This is a genomic window from Chitinophaga niastensis, assembly GCF_003014755.1.
GTDB classification, from domain to species: Bacteria; Bacteroidota; Bacteroidia; order Chitinophagales; family Chitinophagaceae; genus Chitinophaga; species Chitinophaga niastensis.
In genome coordinates this window covers 81649-107927 of sequence record NZ_PYAW01000011.1, presented here as the reverse complement: position 1 = coordinate 107927, position 26279 = coordinate 81649, and the positions used below count along the sequence as shown (strand labels likewise).

Sequence of the window (26279 nt, the reverse complement as noted above, 5' to 3'; positions counted from 1 at the left end):
TTGTGTGGTAACTCAAACATAACTAATTAGGGCGGTTCTATTGAACTGCCCTTTTTTTGCTCTTTAAATTATAGTTTTCCCGGACAACAATGATTAACGACATGAATTGATTTTGAACGAATCGGCTATTGATTATTTTATATCCAATTTGAAATTATTGGGGTATATATAATAAATTATACTTAACCCTTTCCTCTTCATAGATATAGTGCTATACTAATTCAAATGTATTATCAAAATTTGCCCTACTGATAAGTATATGCTTCACAGATATTCTTCATAAGATTATTGGCTTAATATTTTCTTATATTAGTATCATATCTTTTGACAGTTAACCACAATGTAATCAATGAATAAAAAAAAAGCCCATAGCTTAAACGTATTGAAATTTTGGAGAGCCATTGAAGCTTTTAATCTACCTGATCTGCCTGAGCAGAAAATAAGAGACACGCGGAAATTTACCCAGCTTCGTTCAAATGTTTTATTTCCATGGGAAACACCTTCCTCCGTTAGTGTGCCCGACAGAAAATGGAAACACACTATCTACTTCGGTTGTATGCTGAAACAACGAGTGCTTGACGTAATCAGAACGGCAGTTACTGATGATGAAGAACAGATAGAACCTCTTTTAGGTAGTACCTGGTTATCTGCTATTGTTGTAGATGAGAAAGGATGTATATACTATAAAACATATACAAGAGCCGCTTTTTCTTATGCTGTAGAAGTGCTTATTGCAGGCACATCATTAGATAAAGTGAAAGAAGATCTGGACCTTGCATATACTGAGCTGCCGGTCCGTTTTGGGATTGAAGAGGTCGAAGAAGATGATGAGGAGAATATAATACCTCTTACTTGGATACAGATTGAGAATGAAATAAATGATCTCAGAAAAATTACATCGGTCTTTAGAGAAAAAACTGATATACTATGTGTTTCTGAGTTAATACATGCTACTACCGAACCTGAAACTCCTTTTTTAAATAGCTTTTATACAGCCGACCTGAGCAATCTTATTGACTTGGTGCATAGTAAAAAAGATATTGGTCAACCATTGACTGCATACTTGCAGGAGAAAATATGTATTGAGGATCGCTATGATATACAAGAGAATGGTATCATTATCCAATGCATACATCCTCAATATCAATCTGCTGCTCGCTGGCCTTCAAATCCTGTGCATGGATTGCATAGTGCTCAACAGGCAGCCGTATACATGTCTTTAAGTAAATTACATAATGAATCTGGATTACTAGGTGTCAATGGCCCTCCTGGTACAGGAAAAACCACTTTATTAAGGGAAGTAGTTGCCGACGTTATACTAAAAAGGGCGGAACGGCTTTTAGATACTGGCGTCAACAAATTGTTTAGTAAGAAACGGATATTTGTAGGGGATAGCTATTACTATAATATATTATCCGGTGTTTTTGCTAACGATGGTATACTCATTTCAAGTAATAATAATACAGCTGTGGAGAACATTTCGAAAGAACTTCCCCAGGTGAAAAGTATTGATGTAGAATCGTTTCCTCATGCAAGCTATTTCATAGAGACGGCTCAGAAGATGGGCGATAAAGAACAAACTTGGGCGATTTTAAGTGCGGTATTGGGTAACAGTACGAATTGTAAAAATTTTAGGTATAACCTGTTAACTACAGGTAACTTTGGGAAATTGTTGAATAGCCTTGATAATGAATATGCAGAAACGCACCATAAAGAAGAATTTCATAGAGTTGCGACTGAATTGAAAGCATTATTAAGTGAATTTAAGACATTCCAGAAAATTGCTGCTACTTATCATGAAGGGGTTCTGGCATTGTATTTTCCAAAAGATTATAAGCGACTGGATAATGATACTTTGCTTAATCTTAAAAATCAGTTGATTCATACTTATAAAATACTTCCAGAGAATATCATAGATCAAAATGTCTCTCAAATGAAGATGGCAGATATTCATCGGATGTTACCTTATTCATCGGTTACTATAAACACCTTAAGAAGTAATATCTTTCTGAAGAGTCTGGAATTAATAGAGCATGCAATAAAGATAAATGCGAGGCATTTTAAAGCGAATATTGAGATGTTCCTCAACATGCTGGCAGGAAAGAATACCGGATTAATCAACGATGCTGCTGCTAAGATATTATGGGATACTTTCTTCTTTTGTATACCGGTTGTTTCTTCTGCCTTGGCGTCTATCGAACGTTTCCTTAAGAAATTAGGACAAGCTGATATAGGCTGGCTAATGTTAGATGAAGCGGGACAGGCCACACCACAATCTGCCTGTGGTGCCATCTGGCGTTCTCAACGTTGTATCGTGATTGGAGATACTTTGCAGGTAATGCCTGTGGTGACAGTGTCTGAATTGCTTGGAAAAGTATTGCAGAAAAATTATGATATACCAGTTCCATACTGGTCTCCTCTATACTCCTCAACCCAACTATTAGCTGATAGAACTACAGCTTTTGGAACTTATGTACTTGGCAAAAATGAAAAGATATGGACCGGCTTCCCTTTGAGAGCACATAGAAGATGTGCTGATCCTATGTTTACGATTTCAAATACGATAGCATATGATGGCCAGATGGTGAAAGTAACCCAAGATGGACAGTTAAATATTTCTATCGGAAAAAGTACCTGGATAGATGTTAGAAGCAATCGCAATCATGGACACATCATTACCGATGAAATAGAGGCGCTGAGGGAAAAAATGAACATCCTCCACGAAAATAGCGAAACGGGCACTATTTATATCATCTCTCCTTTTAAATCAGTTGCATCGGAATGTCAGCAAATTTTCGATGATGTTGAATGCGGAACGATTCATAGGTTTCAGGGAAAAGAAGCTGATATTGTTTTTATAATTCTGGGGAGTGACCCTTATGCGTCTCGAGCAAGAGAGTGGGTAGCGCAAGCTCCCAATATGTTAAATGTAGCGGTGACCCGTGCTAAGAAATATGTGTACGTTATTGGTAATAGGGAACTATGGAAGCTACAGCCGTATTTTAGTTATTTGGCGGAGATATTGCCCGTAGAAGAGTATAGGAAAGAAAATATTGGACGATGATAGAGGTTTTAGTAGGGCAATTCCTCCACCCCTTTGACAGTCAAAATCATTTAATTTTAGACTAAGCATGGCTGCTAGTCTAATATTCTATATCAGTATACAACAAAAAAGCCTTCAGATAAATAGTCTGAAGGCTTTTAATTTTTTGCTAACTTTCCAGTTAATTCCGCGGACCAGACGGGACTCGAACCCGCGACCTCCGCCGTGACAGGGCGGCATTCTAACCAACTGAACTACTGATCCTTCCTACAGACGGGCTTTTCAGCCACATTGTATTCCCCCTTCAGGGCTGCAAATATATAAATAATTATTTCAATTAACCAAATACTTTAAAAAATAATCAGCTGAAAGCACTGGCAGCACTCACTTTGATGGCCCTTTATATTCCAGTAAAGCCCGCCGCGCATAATGATCAGCAACACTGGTGCGCCCGCCCTTGCCCATCACAGATGGATGTCTCGTTAGTTTTTCGTATGCCCGTAACAGTGGTGGCATCTCTCTGAAAGAAAATAATCCAGGTATATAAGGAAAGGTTACCTCCATGCAATGCGAAGATACTTCCATCACTTCCAGCGTTTCATAGTTCAGCAACACAATGCTGCCGGCAATTAATTGGGTGTCTTTGTCGTACAGGGATAGACGTCAAATCTACTTGAAATTATTATCACTTTAAGTAGCCCGAAAGCTTATATTTGATAAGAGAATTCACTACCGAAAAATTCCAATCCTGAATATATGGAACCTATCACCGCCATGCAGTTGAAAAATATCCCTGCCCTGAAAGAGGTGCCGGTGGAGCAGTTACAATGGTTTATCGATCAATCGGAAGAAAGACTGGTACCGGAAGGAGGACTACTATTTAAAACAGGCGATCCTATCAACACTACTATGGTTGTCATCAATGGCAAAGTTCGCATCTCTGCCACTTTGAATGGCCATTACCGCGAAATAGCAGAGCTGAATGACGATAGCATCACCGGCTGGCTCCCTTTCTCCCGGGCAAAAGCTGCCATCGGAAATGGCACTTGTATCAAGGATACCAGGGTACTCGCCTGTGCTGCTGAAAAGCTCAAAGCAAACATAGAGCAGCATTACGAACTCACAGAAGCACTGGTGCATATCATGACCAGCCGCGTACGGGAAGCAACTTCCAGCCTGCAGCAGAATGAAAAAATGATGGCGCTGGGAAAATTATCTGCCGGACTGGCACATGAACTGAATAACCCGGTGGCCGCTATTACACGCAGTACGGCAGCATTACAGAAGAATATCCGCAATATCCCGGGCATATTCAAAGAAATGGCAGCCATACAGTTAACACAGGAGCAGACAACTGTTATCGTGGATGAATTACTCCGCATACAAGCCGGGAAACCAGTAAAACCGCTGAGCTTAATGGATTTTTCTGATAAAGAAACAGCAATACAGGATTGGCTGGAAAGCAAAAATATCGATCAGATAGAAACAGGAGAAGCACTGGCAGAATATGGATTGGAAATAAACGACCTGGAAATATTCAGCAAACAATTACCGCATGAACATTTGCCGGTTATCTTCAACTGGATACAAAGTGCGTTGGTGGCCAACAGGATGATCGGTGATCTGCAACTCTCCGCCAAAAGGATTTCCGACCTGGTAGGAGCTGTTAAAAGATATACTTACATGGATCAGGAACCGGATAAACAATTCATCGATATTCACGATGGTATCCGTAATACACTCGCTATGCTGGATTACAAGATCCGTAAAGGCAATATTGAAGTGGTGGAAAAATATGATGCTACACTACCCAAAGTAAAAGCACTACCGGGCGAATTGAACCAGGTATGGACAAACCTGATTGACAATGCCATTGATGCCATAGAAGTGAATAAAAAAGGGCGACTTGAAATAACAACAGACTACGACCGCCAATGCGTTCATGTCAGTATTACTGATGACGGTTCCGGTATCCCGGAAGAAATTAGATCAAGGGTGTTTGAACCTTTTTTCACCACCAAGGAAATGGGCAAGGGTACCGGCCTGGGACTGGATGTAGTTACACAGATAGTACAACGCCACAGGGGATCGGTGAAGTTATTATCCGAACCCGGCAAAACGATTTTTAAAATCTCTTTTCCGATAGAAAATAATTAATTTAGAAGACATGAGTTTGCCTATAATTTTTGCAATAGATGATGATCGTCAGGTACTGAATGCTATCACGCAGGATCTGAAAACATACTACAGAAAAGAATACCGCATATTGAGCACGGTATCAGCCAATGAAGCACTGCAAAGTTTAGTGGAGTTGAAGAATAAAAACGAAACAGTCGCACTCTTTATCTCTGATCAGCGCATGCCCGAAATGGAAGGAGTAGATTTCCTGGAAAAAGCCATGGAAATATTTCCTGCTGCCAAATGCGTATTGCTAACAGCGTATTCCGATACTACAGCGGCTATCAAAGCGATTAATGAACTGAGGCTGAACTACTATCTCATGAAACCATGGGACCCGCCGGAAGAAAAATTATATCCGGTACTCAATGATTTACTGGACGATTGGCAGAGTGATTATCGCCCGGAATTCAGAGGCATTAAAGTAATCGGCTACCCCTTCTCTTCAAAAGCGTATCAGATAAAAGAATTCCTTGCCAGTAACCTGGTGCCCTATCATGCTATTGATGCAAACGGGGAAGAAGGAAAACAATTGATGCAGATTAATAAGCTGGAAACAGCAATGCTGCCGGTGGTGATATTTGAAAATGGAGAAGTGGTGAAATCGCCGGGTATCATTGAAATTGCTGATAAGATTGGTTTGAATCCCACACTGAAAAATGAAATATACGATGTGATCATTATTGGTGCCGGTCCTGCAGGGCTGGCGGCATCAGTATATGGTGCTTCTGAAGGACTGAAAACATTATTGATAGAACGCCACGCGCCAGGCGGACAGGCAGGTACCAGTTCCCGCATTGAAAATTATTTAGGCTTCCCATCGGGCCTGAGTGGGGCAGAGCTCACCCGTCGCGCTATTACACAGGCCACTAGGTTCGGTACTGAATTTTTGTCGCCGCAGTCAGTAAAAGAAATTAAGCTCAAGGCAGATTATAAAATTGTGTGCCTTGAAAATGGTACGGAAATAAATACCCGCGCAGTGGTTATTACTACCGGTGTAGATTACCGCAAACTGGAAACCAATGGTATAGCACAGTTCACAGGAGCCGGCATATATTACGGCGCAGCTACTACAGAAGCAGGATCTTGCAGAGACAGGCTCGTATATATTTTAGGCGGGGGGAATTCAGCAGGTCAGGCTGCCGTGTATCTTTCCAAGTTTGCGAAGCAGGTATTTATAGTCATCAGGAGAGATGATCTGAGCGCAACGATGTCATCTTACCTGATAGATCAAATAAAAAATATTCCAAATATTGTATTGCTAAACCATAGTGAAATAGTGGAGGCTGCTGGTGCGGAAAGCCTGGAACGACTGAAAATACAGGATGTTCGTACCAATGAAGTGAAAGAAGTAACAGCTGATGCCTTATATATTTTTATTGGCGCCAAACCGTATACAGATTGGCTGGGAGATCTTATCATAAAAGATGAGAAAGGCTATGTACAAACCGGCAGGGAAATGATGTCTTTTGATTATTTTGGTAAACTATGGAAGCTTACACGCGAACCTTATGTGTTGGAAACCAGCTGCCCCGGCATATTTGCAGCTGGTGATGTGCGCTCCGGTGCAATGAGTCGTGTAGCTTCTGCTGTTGGAGAAGGATCTATGAGTATTAGCCTGGTACATAAATATCTTGCAGAAGTTTAAATCTTATATTATGACTACCTGTTCGCATCTGAAGGCAATCACCGATATCAAAATCGGAGCTGATTACGTTTGTGAAGAATGTATTAAACAGAATGGTACCTGGATGCATCTGCGCACCTGCCAAACCTGTGGCGCAACGCTATGTTGCGATGATTCCCCTTCACAGCACATAACCAAACATTATCATGAAACAGATCATCCGGTAGTAGCATCCGCTGAGCCGGGCGAGCAATGGCTCTGGTGTTATAAAGATGGTACGTTTGCTGAATACTGAAAACAGGGGCTGACCGGTAACCAAATCAAAAGAGGCTGTCTCATACATTTGAGACAGCCTCCGTTAAAAGCTAAAAGCTCCTGATCAACTACTGAATTGACATACACATAAATCATTAATACACAAACCAAAATCGTAGTTTCTGTCATAACATCTTTGGTCGCACATAAATGGAGAGCATGAAAAACTATTATTATTCCCTGCATAAACCTTGTTCAATTCATTCCTGTTGAGGTTTCTGCCCAACATTTGTAATTTTTCCATTAATATAGGATTTAGAGTTTAAGAATGCTATAAGTTACTTTCTGATACTGCTGCAGATTCGCAGCATGTTAATTATTCAATAACTATTAGAAAAAATAATTTTGTCGGTGTATTAAAGTATATGCTATATTTTTTCCAGCGTTCATGTGGAGCATCTATTCATTGTGTAATGTTAGCAGGTATCAAAATTATTAGCAGGTCTAATATTTTTCTAATATAGTTCTAATAATCCTCTAAAAGGCTTTTGAATAAAGAGGCGTTAGCTTTGCATTGCAAAAATGAAAAATATGAATGCCATCATCGCTATCATTGCCAGAAAAGGACTGCCTCCCTCATGTTATATATCAATATTTTTTGTTGAATGCAGTAACTTACTGTATGGCAATTTGTTTTTTCAGTTTTATCATATTCGGCTACGACTATAAAGTGTTATTATGAAGAAGATTTTTTATCTGGTATTTATCTTTTGTATCTCTCAAAATGCTTTCTCACAAACTGTTTCAGACAGTAGTAAAAAATGGACGGCACATTTTCAACTCACGTCAGTTTATCAATCGCATAATTCATTCTCTCCGAAATATTCAGGTGTTAACAGCCTGGACACCGCACAGGAAGAAGCCCTCTCACTTACAACCACTTTATTCCTTGGCAGGAGATTATGGAAGGGCGCTGCTATTTATTTCAATCCTGAAATATCCGGCGGAAGTGGATTGAGCAAAACCACTGGTATAGCAGGTTTTCCCAATGGTGAGATCTATCGGGTAGGCAATCCCAAACTAACACTTTTTATTGCCCGTGCTTACCTGGAACAAACTTTTGCGGTAGGTAACAGTAGTGATGAATTTCAGGAAGATGGTAAAAACCAGTTGGCCACCATGCTGCCTTCATCCCGCATTACCATACGGGTGGGTAAATTTTGCATTTCAGATTTTTTTGATAATAATAGTTATAATCATGATGCCAGGTCACAGTTTTTAAACTGGTCTATGATGTCTAATGGTTCCTGGGACTTTCCGGCAGATACAAGAGGATATACGAAAGGCATAGAAATAGAATTAGTGAAGCCGGCGTGGGCCATTCGTTTTGCAGCCGTGCAGGTGCCCAAAATAGCCAACGGTTTACCAATGGACTGGAATCTGCTGAAAGGTAACTCCGAAACGCTGGAATATGAACGTAAATGGCATGTGCAGCATCATCCGGGTGCTATCCGGGCCACAGGGTTCATGACTTTTTCCAAAGCACCCTACTATAAAGATGCTATTGATGCCATTCATACAGGAGATACCGCCAGATCAGCTTACCTCATAGGGGTATTATCCGGTAACACAGAAGCTACCAGCTATGGAGGCGTTAAATACGGTTTTGGTATCAATGGAGAACAGGAAGTGGCTAATGGTGTAGGTGTTTTTACCAGGATCAGCTGGAGTGATGGTCATTCAGGCACCTGGGCTTTCACGGAAATAGACCGGAGCTTACAGGCTGGTATAAATCTCAGTGGCAGCTTATGGAGGAGACCGAATGATAATTTTGCGCTGGGAGGTGCTGTCAACGGCTTATCCTCGCAGCATCGTGATTACCTGGCTGCAGGAGGTGTTGGATTTATTATTGGCGATGGAAAACTGAATTATGCACCGGAATATATTTTTGAAACATACTATAAGGCTACATTAAATAAGTTTATAGCCCTTTCACTGGATTATCAGTGTATCCTGAATCCCGGTTATAATAAAGACAGACACGGTCCCATCAGCGTGCCGGGGGTACGTGTACACATTGAGATATAATACCGGCGGAAATAAATATTCACCTGCTAAAATCCTGCTGACATAGGGTTGTCATCAGCACTGTTTTCCTTTGTATCATAAAACAAATTAAAAACACACAAATGGAAAACAATACAATTGCCGTAAACGAATCAGCCGCCACCGCAGTGGCAATGCCTCCCGCCGCTTTGCTGGAACATTGGAAGGGACACCGCCGTTTAACGCGTCGTGTTATAGAAGCCTTCCCGGAAGATCAGCTCTTTATCTATTCCATTGGCGGCATGCGCCCCTTCTCAGCAATGGCGATAGAAATGCTGGGACTTGCCAAAGGCCTGCAGGGCATAGTGACGAACGATTGGCAGACAATAAATGACCTGATGCATCATTCGCGTAAATCAATACCTGCTACAAAAGAGGAAATATTACACCGGTGGGATGCGTTGACCATAGAAATTGACACGCTTTGGGCGCAGATTCCGGCACAGCGTTTCCAGGAGATTGTGAACGCTTTCGGGAAATATGAAGGACCTGCTTATAGCGTGATTATGTATTGGATCGATAATGAGATCCACCATCGTGGCCAGGGTACAGTATATCTCCGCGCACTGGGAATAGAGCCACCAGCGTTCTGGAACCGGGATTAAGGATATCTGAAAAAGGCATACCTGATTAAAACAAGAGAGCTGCATAAATCACCCGATTTATACAGCTCTCTTGTTTTGTGATTTTCTGAATATATTTGAAAGTCAGCATTTTTTTGACAACACTTCAATTGGAATAAAATGAAAGCATTAACATTTTCAACATTTGGTAATTCTGATGTGCTGGAATATAAAGAAGTCGAAGACCCCACCCTGCAGGCCGGCGAGCTATTGGTGGAGATGAAATCAATAGGACTGAATTTCGCTGATATATATCGCAGAAAAGGAAACTATCATTTAAAAGGAAAACCACCCTACATCGCAGGCTACGAAGGCGCCGGGATAGTTGTTAATAACAATAATAATCCCGGATTTAAAAACGGTGACAGGATTGCCTTTGCTGATGTGCCATTCGCCAATGCTGAATTGGTAGCTGTTCCGGTAACACATGCCATTCCATTACCGGAAGATATTAGTTTTGAAACTGCTTCAGCAATACTGTTACAAGGCTTAACGGCGCATTATTTAGCTACAGACAGTCACAAAATAACAACCGGAGAAACAGCACTGGTCCATGCTTCAGCTGGTGGTGTAGGCCAACTGCTAACGCAGATATGTAAACTGCTGGGCGCAAAAGTGATTGGATTAACTTCATCAGAAAGCAAAAAAGAGGTAGCGCTTTCACAGGGAGCGGATACCGTTTTTTTATATAATGAAGACTGGAAATCAAAAGTTTTAGAGAGATGCCCACAGGGTGTTGATGTAGTGTATGATAGCATAGGAAGCACTTTGCAGGATAGCTTTGAAGTAACCCGGATTTGCGGACAGGTAGTTTTTTTCGGCATGTCAGGAGGCAATCCTGCACCTGTTGATCCGATAATGTTAATGGACACTTCTAAAACACTTACCGGAGGAGACTTGTGGAATTACTTAACTTCAAAAGAAGAGCGAATTAAAAGAGCAGATCAGCTGTTTGAATGGATAAGAAATAAAAAAATAACTGTTGCAGCACCTACTAAATTCCAGCTTTCAGCAGGTAAACAGGCACATGATTTTTTAGAAAGCAGGAAAAGTACTGGTAAAATAATATTGATACCTGGAAAATAATATCAGTCGTGGGTTCCAGGAAAAAATCCTGTTTTTAAATTTACTTTTTTTGTACATTCAAGACCTGCAAAACCACAGACTTCTATTTAGATATTTTCCAGACATGAAAAAGATTTTTCTCTTTGCCTGCTTATTGTTGACTGAACCGGCATTTAGTCAGCAAGCACCTAAGCCCTATGGTCCCCTTCCAACAAACGCACAATTAAAATGGCATGAAATGGAAATGTATTGCCTCATTCATTTTGGGGTAAATACATACCTGGATCATGAGTGGGGCTTTGGTGATGAAGATCCTGCACTCGTAAATCCGGTACAGTTCAATGCCAAACAAATTGTGGATGCCGCTAAAGCCGGTGGTTTTAAAGGTATTGTGGTAGTTGCAAAACACCATGATGGTTTGTGCCTCTGGCCCACAAAAACTACCGATCATAATATTTCCCATAGCAAATGGAAAAATGGGAAAGGGGATATCCTGAAAGAATACCAGCTGGCTTGTAAGCAGGCAGGTATGAAGATGGGGATTTATTGTTCTCCCTGGGACAGGAATAATTCTGCCTATGGAACACCGGCATATTTAAAGATCTACCAGGCGCAGCTAAAAGAGCTCTATGCCAATTACGGTCCGCTGTTTATTTCATGGCATGACGGCGCCAACGGTGGAAATGGATATTATGGCGGTGCAAGAGAAACACGTAACATTGATCAGTCGCATTATTATGAATGGGATTCCACCTGGGGTATCACCCGCAAAATGCAGCCGGGTGCTGTGCTCTTCGGAGATGTAGGCCCGGATGTTCGTTGGGTAGGTAATGAGGAAGGTCATGCAGGCGTTACCTGCTGGGCTACTTATACGCCTCATGCACCCGATAAAAACAGGAAGCCGGCTAATGGTTACGTGATTTCGGAAGAGGGCACAGAAGGGGCCAGAAATGGCACTTACTGGTTGCCGGCAGAATGTGATGTGCCTATAAGACCAGGATGGTTCTACCATACTTCACAAAATGCACAGGTAAAAACACCTTCGGAGCTGCTGGATCTCTATTATGAGAGCGTAGGGCGTGGCGCAGCTTTGGATCTGGGCCTATCACCAGACCAAAGAGGATTGTTGAATGATAATGATGTGACATCCCTGAAGGGATTTGGTAAATTGCTGCAACAAACATTTGCGGTCAACCTGGCACGTGGCGCCGCTTTAAAGGCCAGCAACATCCGGGCTAACGACGCTGCAAAATACGGACCTCAACACTTATTGGATAACGACCGCTATACTTATTGGGCCACAGATGATGCTGTTACCAATCCCTCTTTAACGATAGGGCTGACCGGTAATAAAACTTTTAATGTGATCAGGCTCCGGGAAAATATTAAGCTTGGACAACGGATAGGAGCAATAGCAGTGGATGCCATGCAAAATGGAGCGTGGAAAGAAATTGCTACCGCAACAAGTATTGGTGCCAACAGATTGATACGCCTGCCACAAAATATCACCACTGATAAAGTGAGACTGCGTATTACAGATGCGCCGGTTTGTATTGCATTAAGTGATTTCGGGCTTTATAAAGAACCTGTTTATTTACATCCGCCATCTATCAAAAGAGATAAATCAGGAATGATAACTATTGTACCCGGATATGCAGATTTACCTGTTCATTATACAATAGATGGTACCATACCTACGATGAAATCTCCAATATATCAACATTCCTTTTTATTTGCAGAAGGAGGTACAGTAAGGGCTGCAAGCTTTAGTAAACAAGTAGCGGGAGATATAAAAACAGGCATATTTGGTATCGGTAAAAAGGGATGGCAGATTATAGATGCACAGGCTGGCAGTCATGCCGAAAATGTAATAGACGAAGATGAACAAACAGATTGGAATACATTAACACCGGAACAGGGAGCAGCGCCCCGTAATGAAGTAATAATAGACATGGGGAAAACGCAACTGGTTAAAGCATTCACTTACCTGCCAAGACAGGACAAAATAGAAGAAGGGCTAATCGGGAAGTATGCTTTTTATATCAGCAACAATGGGAAGGATTGGGAGAAGGCCAGTGCCGGAGATTTTCATAATATTGAAGCGAATCCTGTGCAACAACTTGTTTTACTTAGTACGCCTGTTAAAGCACGTTATTTCAAATTTTCCGCAGTGCATATCAATCACGGAGAAGGAGTGAGTGTGGCGGAATTAGGCATCATTACCAAATAAACAAAGTATACTGAAAGCATAGAAGCCGCATAAATCGCAGAATTTATGCGGCTTTTTAAATAATATACGGATACCCCATTATAACAACCTGCAACAAATATTTGCGTTTTTTTACTATCTCAGTTTTTTTAACTGGTATATATTTATGCCCGGTCAGATTACCTGCCCGGCTGGATATTCCATACCTGGTAAAACCATAACATAATAATCCCATTAAAATCAAATCAAAATCATTTTTGTATGAAACGCATTATCTTTCTGGTAGTTTGTGCTGCAACTGTTATGCTGGCGGGTGCCGGTTGCAAAAAAGGCGATACGGGTCCTAAAGGCGATACAGGGCAACAAGGCGCGCAAGGTCCGGTAGGAACACCCAATGTTATTTATTCCAGCTGGTTTACGCCAAGTCTGTATATAAAAGACACCGTCTTTGGTATATGGGGATTAAATTATAACAAAGCAGCAGCCTCCATTACCCAACAGGTATTGGATAGTGGTACTGTACTCACTTTTGGGAAACTGGAGGGGTATAACTCAATCATCTGGCCTAAAGGCCAGGTAGCACAATTACCAATAACCGTTACTTATATAATTGGACCAACGCAGAATGATACCTGGTCAGCCCTGGCTACAGTGGGTAACCTACATATTCGTTTCGTGAATGATCACAATCTGTATGGAAACATTAGCACAACGCACCAATTCAGGTACATCATCATCCCTGGCGGCAAACCGGGCGCGCGTGTAGCACAACTATCGTATGAAGAAATTTGCCGGCAATATAACATACCGGAATAATGCAGACAAAAGGGAAGCGCCAGCTTCCCTTTTTATTTAGATTTGAATAGCCGCTTAGCGGCTATTTTTATTTGTATCTGCCCCAGCTTTATAACTGCTTTTTAAAATGATAACGGAGGGCTTGATGTAAACAGCGAATAGGCCGGATTGGCAGTGGTCTACAAAAAAGTAACATTGCAAACACGTGTATTCCTTGATAAAAAAAGCAGGCCATTATGGCCTGCTCTGAAAAATGTATTGTATTACAGATTATCTGTTCACTACAAATTTTTGGGAATAGACTTCCCCATGATGAGTGATAGTAAGAATATAAGAACCACCTGGTAATTGATCCATACTAAGTGATACGCTGTTAATACCTGCTGAAACCATCAATGTTTTCCGCATTAGTATCTTTCCTGTTACATCAGTCACGTGTAATATTGCATTGCCATTTTGCGCTGCATGATATTGAACAGTAGCGGTATTACTAACCGGATTAGGATATATCAGCACCTTACCTGTTTGAGAAAGTAATTTGTTATTCAAAAGTGCGGCGCCGCCGGTACCGCTGCCAAGATTAATCTCCGCTGCCGATGACCATGCACCGTTATTGACAGCAGAGAGTGAATGCAATTTTACATAACGCCCGTTTGTTGGCGTAAAGGAAACTGTTCTGGCAGTAATACCTGTGGAAGGCCAGGTGCCGTTTGCTACTTTTGCCCAGCTAAGACTGTCTGTGCTGATGTATATTTCATAACCGGTGATCGTACCATTTGTACCACCATCCTGCCTTGGAAGGTAACTTAAATTACCAATGGTACTACAGGTTCCCAGATTAATGATCAGATCATGCGGATGAGGAACAGTTTGATTGTACCATTGGGTATGCCAGTAGGTGGTGGTATCTCCGTCTGTGGCAAAAATAGCGCGACCATTATTTGCTCCTTCCCCTATTGTTTCTTCAGAGGAAGCGGTAGTTATCCATGTTGATTTGGGTGGGATAGCACCGCCATTACATACAGTGAAGGAAGTTCCTTTGGTGTAAATAATGAACTGACCAAAGTTATGGATATTGCAATTGCTGCCATAAGTAACAGTGCCATTGGTACCTGCAACAGCAGCCGTAGCCGGACATAATGTAGTGCCCCATGTGTTGCCGAAAGCATTGGCTCCCCGTTTGTACAGATTCAATAAAGAAGGATTTGCTGCATCTGCAGTACTAATGGCTATATTGCTGAAAATAATATTATTCAGTGTACTGATAGAATCGTTGGTTCCCCAGCTGCGAACTATCCAATAATTAGGAGATGGTTTACCGGATGAATCGGCCACACCATTAGGGAGACTAAATAACCTGCTCACTACTATTTCTCCATTTGGAAGTGTACCTGCACCAAAATTCAGTGCCACACCTGTGTTACTAAAATTATAAGTGCCGGGAGCATTTACAGTCATGCGTTGACTAACACCACTGCTGAAAGGCCCTGTGGAAACAACCTGCGCCACGGTACCAACGGCTGTGGCATTAGAGCTGCCTACTTTGTTGTATGCTACAACAGGAGAGGATTCATTAAACTGATAATAAGCTACAAGCCCCTGCTCATTGCCGGAACGGGTTAAATGTAGCCCATCCCTGATCTCGCCCTGTGTGAGTGCTCTGTTGTAAATACATACCTCATCCATTTGTCCGTCGAAGTTCCTGGAGCCGGCGCCTGTTTCAAAACGGTCGGTACCCAGTTGCCAGTTAGTGGTATGAAGGCTTAATGAATCATTTATTGAACCTATGCCTACTTGTTTTCCATTCAGGTAAAACAGACAGGAATCCGGTTTGATCACCCACGCCACATGCGACCACTGACCAACCGGCAATTGTAGTCCGGTATTAGTACTCCAATAGTTGTCGTTCCACATATATCCGAGCTCGTTAGTACCATTTTTTACAAATACACCTGTTCTGAGTGCGTTATTAATGAAAATACCGGTGTAATCTGTTTGAATATTATTAGGCTTTATCCACATGGTCATCGTCATCACATTGGAAGTATTTAAGGTATTGATGGGCGTAATGTTATAGTAGTTGTCGTTGGCCGAGAGATCGGTTGCTTTACCTGCAAAAGTGTCAATACCGCATTGACTCGGTTGTACCTGGATAAAATTGCTGATGGTTGCACTGTCTTTATTACCAAGGGAATCTGTTATAGTAAGACTAACAGCATAGCTACCCGGAGTGGCATAAGAAATAGACGGGTTTTCAAGTGTGGAGGTAGCTGGATTTCCGCCAGGGAAACTCCATTTGAATGTGGGAGTGCCCAACCCATAAGCAGCGTTGCTCAGGAAGTGAATACTATCCTGGCGGCAGCTGGTAGTTGTTTTTTCAACAGCAATGCCTGCTTCTACTGAAGATGGTTCGTATAGATCGGATTCCCATGCCCCTCTTGAACTGCCAAATCTGATCTTATTTTTAGGAGGTACGGTAAATAACCTGTTTGTTACATACCCTATCATAGGCAACGTGTTTCCCACTTGCTGCCATTGACTCATACTATTGTTTCTATACCAAACCGTAGTACCACCACTGGTGATGATAATAATATAAACACCCCCGTTTGTGCCACGCTGATAAGCGATGCTACTTACTGCTGCTGCAGGAAGATTGCTGGTGGTGATGTTTGTCCAGGTACTGCCTCCATCTGTAGAATGCAATACTTTGGCGGTATTCTGTGCATTACCATATGCTGCCCATAATTCGCCGGGCATTTTACCGATATCTATAGCTGTAATATTTGTTTGGCTGTTACTGGCAGCAGGGGAGGGAGTAACATCAACCCAGGTAGTGCCGCTGTCATTAGTTTTCTTTATCTTATTGTTGCTGAGCAAAACATACATGGTTTTAGGATCTCTGCCGGCAATACGGATGGCATTCACTTTTTCGGCGAAGTCTTTAAACGTACTGGCCGAAGTCATGTTATCCGAAGATTGGACTACAATATTGTTATTGGATTTTTTAATGCCAAAAATATTGAAAGCCAGGTTGGAGTGAAACTGTAGAGAACCCAGGTCTACATCTGCTGCTACAGCAGATTCTGTGACTGTCCCATCATTATTTAAGTAACCTTTATTTACGCCGTAGGCCCAGTCATAATATAGCCAGTGATCGTTGTATGGGTTGATGGTACAAACGCCGGCATCCGCACCTTTTATATTTTTCCATCCGCCGGGTGCTGCATAGCTTCTTACAAAGGTTTGATTATGATCAAGACCGGTCAGACAAATATCACTTTTAACAGAAGAGGAGAAGCCCCACATATCCATCGAATTAATTTCAAAACCGGTGCCGGCTATACTTTTTCCGCCATCCTTCGAAATACCGAGACCTCCATCATTGCCTATCAATACTATATTTCCCACAGCGCTGATACCTCTGATATCCGGATGCAGGTATTTGCAGCTGGTAGTATCTGGCTGGGCGAAAGTGGTGCCGCTGTTAATAGATTTCTGAATGTAATTCGGGCTGTATTGCCCCTGGTACATAATATTTTTATTGTTCCAGTCAATATCAAAAGCTTCTACATATGCATTGATGGTATCGGTACTCAGTAAGGTACCTGTAGATGAATACCTGTAGCGGGGCTTGTTGCTGGCAAATTGTTCAAAGACAGAAAATTCAGCAGCACTGGAAGGAATTGTTTTTAAGCAGAGCATGGTGCTCTGATTCCAGCTGGTACTTAATGCAGTATTCAGGTTGAGCAGCAGTGAAAAGCTGACTCCCTTATTGGTGGATTTATAAATACAGGCCTGGTTAGCTGCATTCCATACGCCTAAATAAAATTCATTGGAATTGTTGTAGTTGGCTTCCAGTCCAAAGAAATTGAATGTTCTGTCATTAAGACCAAAAGGTGTATTGAAAGTATATTGAGAAGTAGAGGTGTGACTGCCACCTCCGCTACTGTTATCAAAAACCATCGTCCATGTGGTACCACCGTTGGTAGAGCGATAAACTTTTTTGCCGAAAGTGCTTAGTACAATGCTGCTGTCATTAGTAGCCAGGGCAATAAAATAAGGCCTTTCAGTGGCGGAGCTGTTCCGGTTAAGTTGTGGCAGCAATGTCCAGTTAATCCCGCCATTAGAAGATTTTAATAAGCCGGCTTCTGTAGCTGCGTATACCAGATCACTGTTCAGGTTATTCGCTGCTATTTCACCATAATAGTAATCCCGGTTGGCGTAGGTATTGGTACCGTTTGGAAAACTGCCATCTGTCAGTTGCCAGCTTCCTCCCTGATCTTTACTCACCCAAAGACCTCCATAAGAAAATCCGGCAAACAGGTTTTGTGTATTATAAGGATTTACATACACCCTGTCGCAAAATCCACCGGTAACTAAATTGCTGTTATTACACTGCGTCCGGGCCATGTTAGCCGGGCCTATCATTTTCCAGGTGCCAAAGGAGCCGCCAGCAGCGGGCATGCCGGCAAATGTTGTATTAGCGTAGGTCTTTCTTTTTGAGAAAGGATATGGTATGCCAAAACCATTTTTATCTTTATATAAACCGGCTGTTTGTATCCAGGTCTGAAAACGATCTTTTAATTTACTGTCTTCATCAGCATGATGACTAAAATAAGTGTGAAATGCTTTTTCTGCTTTTTGCAGATTAGGATGGGGTTTCAACATTTCTTTGAACCAGGTACTATGTGCATGAACATACTCATTTCTTTCATTTAGCTTTTCTTCTTTTTCATATGCTTCTTCTTCCTCTTCTTTCCGGTTAATTTGTTGCGCGAGTGAGATGTTATTAAAAAGCAGGAGTAAACCAATCAACAGGGTATAGCTTTTTTTCATATTGAGAAGTGTTTGGTATTTGTATATAAAGCGTTATCGTATTTAGCTGCGGTATATAAGTATGACGTAAACGCTTCTCAACCTGTAAAGGCAACGCGACTTTTTTTTCATTGTTCAGACTTCTTCATTGTTCAGACTTCTTACAGGAATATGCTTGAGGCGCAAAAAATTAAAGGTGTTTCTTCCGGATATATTGATTTTGCTCGTGTATTAGTAAGATGTAAATAAATAATTTATTTTTATGATACAAAATTGACATATTAAGATGCTTTTTTGCCTTTTTTAAGAGATGCTCGGGGTAAAGGAGAGAATTAAACAGAACGCGACATAAAACAAAAAACACACAACTAGCATAGATAAAAAAATATGCGGACAAGATGGGACTCCTGATGCTGCCGCTGCAAACAGAAATCGAAAAAGATCTTAAACTTATTCAAAACGTCGGATGGTAACTTTGTAAATAGACCCGCTAACAGATAAATCATCATCTTTTTCATTATCCTCATATTTTAGAGGAGTAGTTTTTTTTGTTTGTACAACAAAGACCGGCTATTAATCGCGGTCTTGTCTGGTAATACAGCTGCAAAGGCAAAAGGGACAAATCATACTGATGATGATTTGTCCCTTTTACGAACCAGAGAGAATTCCAGACTGGTAAATGAATCAGATGCTTCTTTACTTAACTTAATTCATTGACGCACTACCAAATGAAAACAGCACATTGTCCCCAATAATCACTAATCAGTTTGTGTTGTGTATTGCCACATTGCTGCTAAGTATAACAGGGTGGGCATCATTTGAGGAATTCTTCTATCATGGCCGCCACCAAAACCGGCATTTTACTGTGCTTATCTGCGTAGCAGATTTCTTCAATGTATTCCCCATGTCCGCCAGGCAGAATGGCCAGTTGGGCATGCGGCAATGCGCGTGATAATGCCAGTGCATGCTCCGGAAGTACCCCATCGGTGTAACCATTAATGACCAGCGCCGGCGCCTGGATGGCTTGTATATCCGCGTCGCTGATATCCTTAAAGGCTATCATTCTGGCCACGTCCCTGTCGAACATCGCCTGCAGGCCTTTGGGGTCAGGATTTGCTTCCAGATAGGCTTTTTTTAGCGGCTGGGGCATACTTTCCAGGGTAGCATGCGAAAAGCCTTCAAAGAAGCCGGGTTGCAGGCCGTTACGTTTGTAAATAGCAGAGGCCAGCACCAGTTTGTTCACCAGTTCCGGGTGCCGGATGGCGATCTGCAGGGTGGTGGTGCCTCCGTTGCTGAAGCCCATAAAATCTGCTTTTTCTATATGAAGCTGTTTGAGCAGGGTGGCCACATCATCGGCATCCTGTTCGAAGCTCAAAGGGCGGTTGATGTCCGGTGTATGTCCGTGAGCCTGTAGCTCTACTGCGATCACCTGGTGTGTTTTTGCCAGTTCCGGCAGGATGCGGCCGAATGTAGATATTATAGTAGAACCTCCACCATGCAGCAATACCAGTGGCCTGCCGCTGCCGTGGATCTCATAATACATCTTTAAACCATTCACCATGGCATAGTGACCTGTTTGGTTCTGCTGTGCATTCATTTGTAAATGTGTCATTATCAATAAAAGGATAATGATTGCGGATCTGCGTTGCATACGATATTTTGTTTTTGGATGAAACAAACTTACACACGAATACTTAATACAGGGGGTTGTGAATACGTCAATTTACATGGGAGATTGCGTCAATACAATTTAGGGCATGCAAGTAAATATGTGTAATTATATTTTGCCGCTGTAAATGATAATTAATCTGAATAAAGTGAGGAAGAGAAAATGGGAAAATTAAGTGGGGGTGATTAAAAACAAAAAAAAACCGCGACTAGAGAGGGTTTGCAAAATATTGTGCGGGGTGGAGGGGACAAGTTTCGAACGCTTTCATAGCAGATCTTCGTAAAATTACAACCTTTCCCCATCAATATTGCCAGTAAAAGGGAAACCCCTACTACTTACTCACTCTTTCAAATATTGCCGTTACTAAACATTGACATCGCGATGATATTTCTTTTTCGGTAAATGGCATTTCATCTTCCAACCAGGACACCAGAAAACTTATCACTGCAGCACCCGCCGCATCTGCTAAAAAGGTAAGCAATTTTTGCTCTTTCTTACTTTTATCAAACTGCCTACCAAACTTTTTCTTAATTTTCAGCGCCACATTATTTTTGAAAAATTCAGTCATCATATTTCCACCTTTCTTTCCCAACATGGCCTTGGCTAATTGTTGGTTTTCGGCAATATGAACAAACAGATTGTCAAAACTTATTTCGCTGCCTTTTGCATCATCAAGTTCATCAAAAAACAATTTTACGTTCAAATTATTATGGCCATCCAAAAGCAACTGCTCTTTGCTTTCGTAATGAATGTAAAAAGTAGAACGACCAACATTTGCTTTGTCTATAATGTCCTGAATTGTTACTTTTTCATAACTCTTCTCTAATATTAAATCTATTAAGGCTTCTGTAAGTGCCTTTTTTGTTTTTTGAATTCTTCTATCAACAACTATTTCTTTTTTTGCTATCATTTTTCTGAACTTTTTTGTTTAACTGTTCAATAACTGCCATTTGAAGGTTTGTGTAGTTTGTACGTTGCATAAATAGCTGCTACGTTTGTAAAACAGTACATAATGTTCATTATTAAACAAAAGTACAAAAATGAAATTTCAAAGAATCATCGTTACATTATTTTTTTTGATCCCACTCCAAATATTTGTACAAGAAAATGGTACTAATAAAGGAGAAGTTATTGATAAGCTTACAAGGCAGGTTGTCCCTTTGCCGGTTTTAAAATCATCAATACTCCAAAAAGCTGTTTGGTCGACAGTATGTGGAATTTTCATTTTTCAAATATTGAAGAAAGAACTTACTCCATAAATGTCAGTTCAGTTGGCTATCAGGAACAAAGGATTAATGATATAAGAGTTATCAGAAACAAAGCTGCCTATTTCTATTTCCCCATCTTTCGGCTTGAAATTTAAATTTTTAAAATAAAATAATGAGAAAAATTATCACAAACGCACTTTATCCTACACTTTTAATAATCGTGTTTGCTATCATATTCCTGGCAATTAAATTCAACTACGATTATAAAATTGTTTATGCTGCAACTACCGTTTTTTTGATTTTTACATTAATGATAGTGGAAACATTTTTTCCGCTCAATAAAGAATGGAAAATGACCGGGAAAAGCTTTTTAAGAGATTTGAAATATATTCTTATTGACGCACCAACAATTGCATTGACAAAAACATTATTTGGCTTAGTAGCCATTTGGTACAGTCAAAATCATATTGGCTATTTTAGCAACTCTTCTATTTTCATTAGTACGCTGGTGTTTCTTCTGGTGTTTGAGTTTTTTCAATATTGGTATCATCGGCTGAGCCATACAGGTAAAGGAACAATTGGTAGATTTCTTTGGAGAGTTCATGTGGCACATCATTTACCCGACAAGGTTTATGTAGTGATGCATGCTGTATTTAATCCAATCAATGCTTTTATAACTGCAACAATTATACAATTGCCACTCATTTTATTAGGTATTCCACCAGAAGCAGCATTGGCAGCAACACTAATGATTGACCTACAAAGTTTGGTTTCACATTTCAACGTAAATATTAGGGCGGGATTTTTAAATTATGTTTTTATTGGCACAGAAACACATCGCTATCATCATAGTGTCAACATTGATGAAGCAAGAAACTATGGAAATACATTAGCTATTTGGGATATCGTATTTGGTTCATTTTATTATAAGCCTGGCATGGTTCCTGAAAAATTGGGCATAGAGCATTCAGATGAATATCCAAAATCTGAGCACCTATTAGACGTTGTATCGTTGCCATTCAAAAGTAAAATGGTGCACAGAAAGTCTACCGTTAACAGCATTAATCAACCAGTCGGAGAAAATTAAAGGGGAATCGACTAAAAACGAAGAAACCCGCGATTAAGAGAATTTCATGGAGATTTAAAATTTTGTTTTTTAGCGTAAATGATTATATTAGATATCTAAAATAACCAGTAAATAAAAACCCTTTTTTAAGATCCTTTTTAGTTTTGTTAATCATCATATCCTGTTTTAAGGATGTTATGTTGGGATAGCAAGATTTGTAATGATGATGTATCGTCTCTTCACTAACCCACATTTCTGTTGTTAATGTTAAAATTGATTCCATCATGCACATGTTTTCCCAAGGGTTGATATCCGGTCTGCTGACAATAAACTACAGGAGCTGTTTCCCCTATGCTTTTTTTGATAAGTATGTAAAGTATAAAATAGTGTCGTTAAACGCTTCGGTATTACCTCCCAGTCCTTCCAACAACCAGGATTATTTAAGAGATGAACTGAAACAGCAAAACGGCATGTCTGCCAATGAACTTTATACCGCCGGTGATCTTCCTCTTCTTCTTAATTCTTCACTTCAAAATAATCTTAACTAATGGTAAAACAAACTATTCCATCCTTTGCGATATATCCTCCACTGGGGATTGCGCGCGTTGGGAATTCAGATGAATATTATATTGCTTCTGACCTTCCCGGTAAGCCTCCGGTTCCCGATGATGGCTACAAAGACGGCAAGGGCCGTATAAAAAAACAGGCAGCATGTTTTCGTATATACGAACTCGACAGCCAGGGGGAAGCTATTAAAGAAATAACAGCTACAGGTAATACTACAATTGAATGGCGGGTAAACCTCGCTAACCGCAAATCGGGATGGTACAATTTTGAAAATGCTATGGACCTGCCCGAAGGTCAGCCAAAGAATGCAAATTTGCGCAACGCCAAATATAGTGGAGCATTACGCACGCAATTAAATATTGTACCAACAGCACAAACTATCAAAGGTGTGGAGCAACCCGGTAAATTATTTAACGATGGTAAATTTTTTGGCAAATCAGTGGCATTGGGCGAAATACGTACAGACAAGCTGGGTCGCCTACTTGTATTAGGTGGCGATGGTAAATCCGCCTCTCTGGATAATTTACCTGCTTATACTTTTGCTAATAATGATGGATGGCATGATGACGTGGCCGATGGCACCATTTATGCCAGCGTATCCATAGGTGAAGAAACATATGAAGCAACACCTGCCATGGTAGCGATTACACCACCAAACTACGGACAAGGTCTTTTTGCCGTGGTAACCATGTACGATGTCGTGGAAGATCTGTACATCCGCAATAGATGGATACCCAAACCGGAGGAGGTTGTTTTTTGGGAACATATCTACCCGATACTGGAACGTACTGTGCAAACGCAATGGGTAAATCATGGTTTTTATATGCTGTTTGGACAAAATTCTCCAAGCGATTTTACCAGCAGTGAAGTGCTGGAACAATTGGACAAACCCGCCCCTGCCAATAAAGATGCCAGAATGCGGGTCTTTCAATGGTATCGTGATCCTAACAGCAAAGAATATGAACCCATCAAAATTCCGCCGTTTTATGGCGATGCTTTTGGAGATTATGATGATGTGCACAATGTTGATCTGCCGCTTACTGCCATACAGTATGAAAGAATGAAGCACTGGGCGGAAGGAGAGTTTATTACCGGTAGTAAACCACTTGAAATTCCATTTGACGAATTATCTCCGCTATTACAAACTAAGGCACTGGAAAGAGCACCACTCGAAGAATGCCTTGGTGGCCCATTTCATCCCGGTATAGAGCTTACATGGCCATTGAGAAATTTAATTTTCTGGGATAGTCCGTTCCGGATCAAGTTATTGAAAGAAGGTGAAGAGCCTCGTGATTATGGCTCAACACTTACGCCTGCCGTGGCGTTGGGTGCTGGTGGCCCGCTGGATGGCAGTGGTCCCGGCTCACTAACCCGCTGGATGGGTGTGCCCTGGCAAACAGATGAGGCCAGTTGTTTAGCTGGTTATGACAGTACCACTTATCTTTCGTTACCTTCTTTCTGGGCTGCAAGGGTGCCTAATCAGGTATTGTCTGCTGATGCGTTTAGCCGTCTTGCTGATGCAACAACTGACCTGCCGCAACGGTTGAAACATTTCGACTATCGCCAGGACTGGCTACGTGACTTAGGTACAAATTATATCAACAAGATTAATAAAATGATTCAGAACTGGCATGCACTGGGTATAGCAACAGAACACCCTTTGCCGGAAGGAAGCAGTAATGCGGCATTTCCCGCATCGTTATGGGTGGAATCAGGCCGAAGCAAATTCACCACTGTTGATCCGAGTTTTGAACAGGTGAAAATTGCAGAATATGCCTCCGTGCCATTCCTGCAAAAGACAGAAGCGTTGCTGGAAACAATTTCCGGTGTTAAAGCAAACCAACAAACGTTGCAGGTACGTAAACCATTCAGCAGAGACGAGCGCTAAACATCATGTATCATATTCCTGTATTAATAGCGGGTGGCGGAGCAGCAGGTGCCGCCACCGCTTTAAGTCTTGGTAAAAGAGGAATCCCCTGTATGATAGTGGAAACTGCCTTACAGCCGCAAATGAAAATAGGTGAAACTATTCCGCCTCATATTACCCCATTGCTGCAAAAGCTGGGATTGATGGAACTACTACAAACACAGGCACATCTGCCATGCTATGGTAACCGTTTTGTATGGGGACAAGCAATGCCGGTTGATAAAATATTTCTGTTTTATATTTACCGGGAAGGGTGGCACCTGGATCGTCGCAGCTTTGAAGCACAACTGCATAGCCGTGTAACAGACGCCGGTATCCAATACCTGCAGGGATGGCGTTTTTCAGACTGCAGACAGGATACTGGCAAATGGCAGATAACCATAAAGAATGCGATCGGTGAAGAACAATATCTTCATTGCGATTTTATGGTAGATGCCACGGGGAAAAAAAGCCGTATTGCCAAAATGCTGGGCGTTTCCCGACACAATACCGATAGGCTGACAGGCGTCAGCGTTTGTTATAGTGGGTGCACTAATGTTCCACAGTATACCTATATAGAAGCTGTACAGCAGGGGTGGTGGTATGCTGCACCATTATCGGGAAGTCGGCTGATTGTTAGTTATATGACAGATGCTGATTTGCTTTCACCCACTATGCTGCGGCCAGCGGATTATTTAGCAGCCGCAAAACAAACTACCCTTCTCAAGCCGTTGTTAATAGATTCATTGATTTCTTCGACCACTGCTACTACTGTACATACCGCGGCCACAGGTTATTTACAGGAAAGATATGGACATAACTGGCTGGCTGTTGGAGATGCCGCATTTGCATATGACCCTGTGTCTTCCTATGGTATTAGCTCTGCTTTGGAATGCGGCTACTATGCGGGTCACGCTATAGCAGATACTTTGGCTGGTAAAAAGGATGCGTTGCCCGCATATGATTGGCTGATCAGCCAGGCTTTTAGTGCCTACAAAGAAATGCACCGGCATCAGTACCAACTGGAAAAAAGATGGCAACAGGAAGTGTTCTGGAAAAGGAGAATCTCTTAGGGCAATAGCTTGCATATGCTATTGTAAAACTATTTTTTATATACTGTATTCCGGTATAATATCATCCCTAT

At 41.4% G+C, this 26279-nt stretch carries 18 protein-coding genes and 1 tRNA gene; 14 read left to right on the top strand and 5 right to left on the bottom strand.

Annotated elements, in window-relative coordinates; translation table 11 throughout:
• The first annotated feature begins 349 nt into the window (after positions 1-349).
• Positions 350-3064 (top strand): DEAD/DEAH box helicase, encoded by a 2715-nt coding sequence (locus CLV51_RS28100; RefSeq protein WP_106531442.1) that lies wholly within the window; start codon positions 350-352, stop codon positions 3062-3064.
• 169 nt (positions 3065-3233) lie between these two features.
• Here the strand turns inward: CLV51_RS28100 and CLV51_RS28095 are convergent.
• Together CLV51_RS28095 and CLV51_RS28090 are read right to left on the bottom strand one after the other, a co-directional pair.
• Positions 3234-3307: transfer RNA gene (locus CLV51_RS28095), tRNA-Asp, on the bottom strand.
• 120 nt (positions 3308-3427) lie between these two features.
• Complete coding sequence (locus tag CLV51_RS28090; protein ID WP_158267179.1) at positions 3428-3658, bottom strand: endonuclease V; 231 nt, start codon at positions 3656-3658, stop codon at positions 3428-3430.
• Between the two features lie 141 nt (positions 3659-3799).
• On the opposite strand from CLV51_RS28090, the gene CLV51_RS28085 reads away from it, so the two are divergent.
• The 8 genes from CLV51_RS28085 (at position 3800) to CLV51_RS28050 (ending at position 13922) form a co-directional block, all read left to right on the top strand.
• Positions 3800-5200 carry an ATP-binding protein gene (locus CLV51_RS28085; RefSeq protein WP_106531440.1) on the top strand — a complete coding sequence of 467 codons (1401 nt, stop codon included), beginning with the start codon at positions 3800-3802 and terminating at the stop codon, positions 5198-5200.
• A gap of 10 nt (positions 5201-5210) precedes the next feature.
• Positions 5211-6869, top strand: a complete 1659-nt coding sequence (locus CLV51_RS28080) for an NAD(P)/FAD-dependent oxidoreductase (RefSeq protein ID WP_106531439.1) — start codon at positions 5211-5213, stop codon at positions 6867-6869.
• A gap of 10 nt (positions 6870-6879) precedes the next feature.
• Positions 6880-7143, top strand: coding sequence for a UBP-type zinc finger domain-containing protein (locus CLV51_RS28075; RefSeq protein ID WP_106531438.1), 264 nt, complete (start codon positions 6880-6882; stop codon positions 7141-7143).
• Positions 7144-7841: 698 nt separating this feature from the next.
• On the top strand, positions 7842-9191 hold the full coding sequence (locus CLV51_RS28070; protein ID WP_106531437.1) for a carbohydrate porin: 1350 nt from the start codon (positions 7842-7844) through the stop codon (positions 9189-9191).
• A 101-nt stretch (positions 9192-9292) separates the two neighbouring features.
• Positions 9293-9814: a DinB family protein gene (locus tag CLV51_RS28065; protein WP_106531436.1), complete on the top strand. Its 522-nt coding sequence runs from the start codon at positions 9293-9295 to the stop codon at positions 9812-9814.
• Positions 9815-9952: 138 nt separating this feature from the next.
• Complete coding sequence (locus CLV51_RS28060) at positions 9953-10918, top strand: quinone oxidoreductase family protein (protein ID WP_106531435.1); 966 nt, start codon at positions 9953-9955, stop codon at positions 10916-10918.
• Positions 10919-11021: 103 nt separating this feature from the next.
• On the top strand, positions 11022-13127 hold the full coding sequence (locus CLV51_RS28055) for an alpha-L-fucosidase (protein ID WP_106531434.1): 2106 nt from the start codon (positions 11022-11024) through the stop codon (positions 13125-13127).
• 240 nt (positions 13128-13367) lie between these two features.
• Positions 13368-13922: a hypothetical protein gene (locus CLV51_RS28050; protein ID WP_106531433.1), complete on the top strand. Its 555-nt coding sequence runs from the start codon at positions 13368-13370 to the stop codon at positions 13920-13922.
• A gap of 249 nt (positions 13923-14171) precedes the next feature.
• Here the strand turns inward: CLV51_RS28050 and CLV51_RS28045 are convergent, their stop codons facing one another.
• The 3 genes from CLV51_RS28045 to CLV51_RS29835 all read right to left on the bottom strand — a co-directional run bounded on the left by CLV51_RS28045 (position 14172) and on the right by CLV51_RS29835 (position 21298).
• Positions 14172-18740: a LamG-like jellyroll fold domain-containing protein gene (locus tag CLV51_RS28045; protein WP_106531432.1), complete on the bottom strand. Its 4569-nt coding sequence runs from the start codon at positions 18738-18740 to the stop codon at positions 14172-14174.
• 793 nt (positions 18741-19533) lie between these two features.
• Entirely contained in the window at positions 19534-20370 is an 837-nt protein-coding gene (locus CLV51_RS28040) for an alpha/beta fold hydrolase (RefSeq protein ID WP_106531431.1), read from the bottom strand.
• Between the two features lie 349 nt (positions 20371-20719).
• A complete protein-coding gene (locus tag CLV51_RS29835; RefSeq protein ID WP_106531430.1) occupies positions 20720-21298 on the bottom strand; it encodes a TetR/AcrR family transcriptional regulator in 579 nt (192 codons plus the stop codon).
• A 130-nt stretch (positions 21299-21428) separates the two neighbouring features.
• Between CLV51_RS29835 and CLV51_RS28030 the strand changes: the two genes are divergently transcribed.
• From CLV51_RS28030 to CLV51_RS28005, 5 genes are all read left to right on the top strand, one after another.
• Entirely contained in the window at positions 21429-21647 is a 219-nt protein-coding gene (locus CLV51_RS28030; RefSeq protein ID WP_106531429.1) for a hypothetical protein, read from the top strand.
• Positions 21648-21768: 121 nt separating this feature from the next.
• Positions 21769-22683 carry a sterol desaturase family protein gene (locus tag CLV51_RS28025; RefSeq protein WP_211302144.1) on the top strand — a complete coding sequence of 305 codons (915 nt, stop codon included), beginning with the start codon at positions 21769-21771 and terminating at the stop codon, positions 22681-22683.
• 263 nt (positions 22684-22946) lie between these two features.
• Entirely contained in the window at positions 22947-23210 is a 264-nt protein-coding gene (locus tag CLV51_RS28015; protein WP_106531427.1) for a hypothetical protein, read from the top strand.
• A complete protein-coding gene (locus tag CLV51_RS28010) occupies positions 23210-25117 on the top strand; it encodes a LodA/GoxA family CTQ-dependent oxidase (RefSeq protein ID WP_106531426.1) in 1908 nt (635 codons plus the stop codon). The genes CLV51_RS28015 and CLV51_RS28010 overlap by 1 nt, the downstream gene beginning before the upstream one ends.
• 5 nt (positions 25118-25122) lie before the next feature.
• Positions 25123-26208, top strand: a complete 1086-nt coding sequence (locus tag CLV51_RS28005; protein ID WP_106531425.1) for a tryptophan 7-halogenase — start codon at positions 25123-25125, stop codon at positions 26206-26208.
• Positions 26209-26279 lie beyond the last annotated feature (71 nt).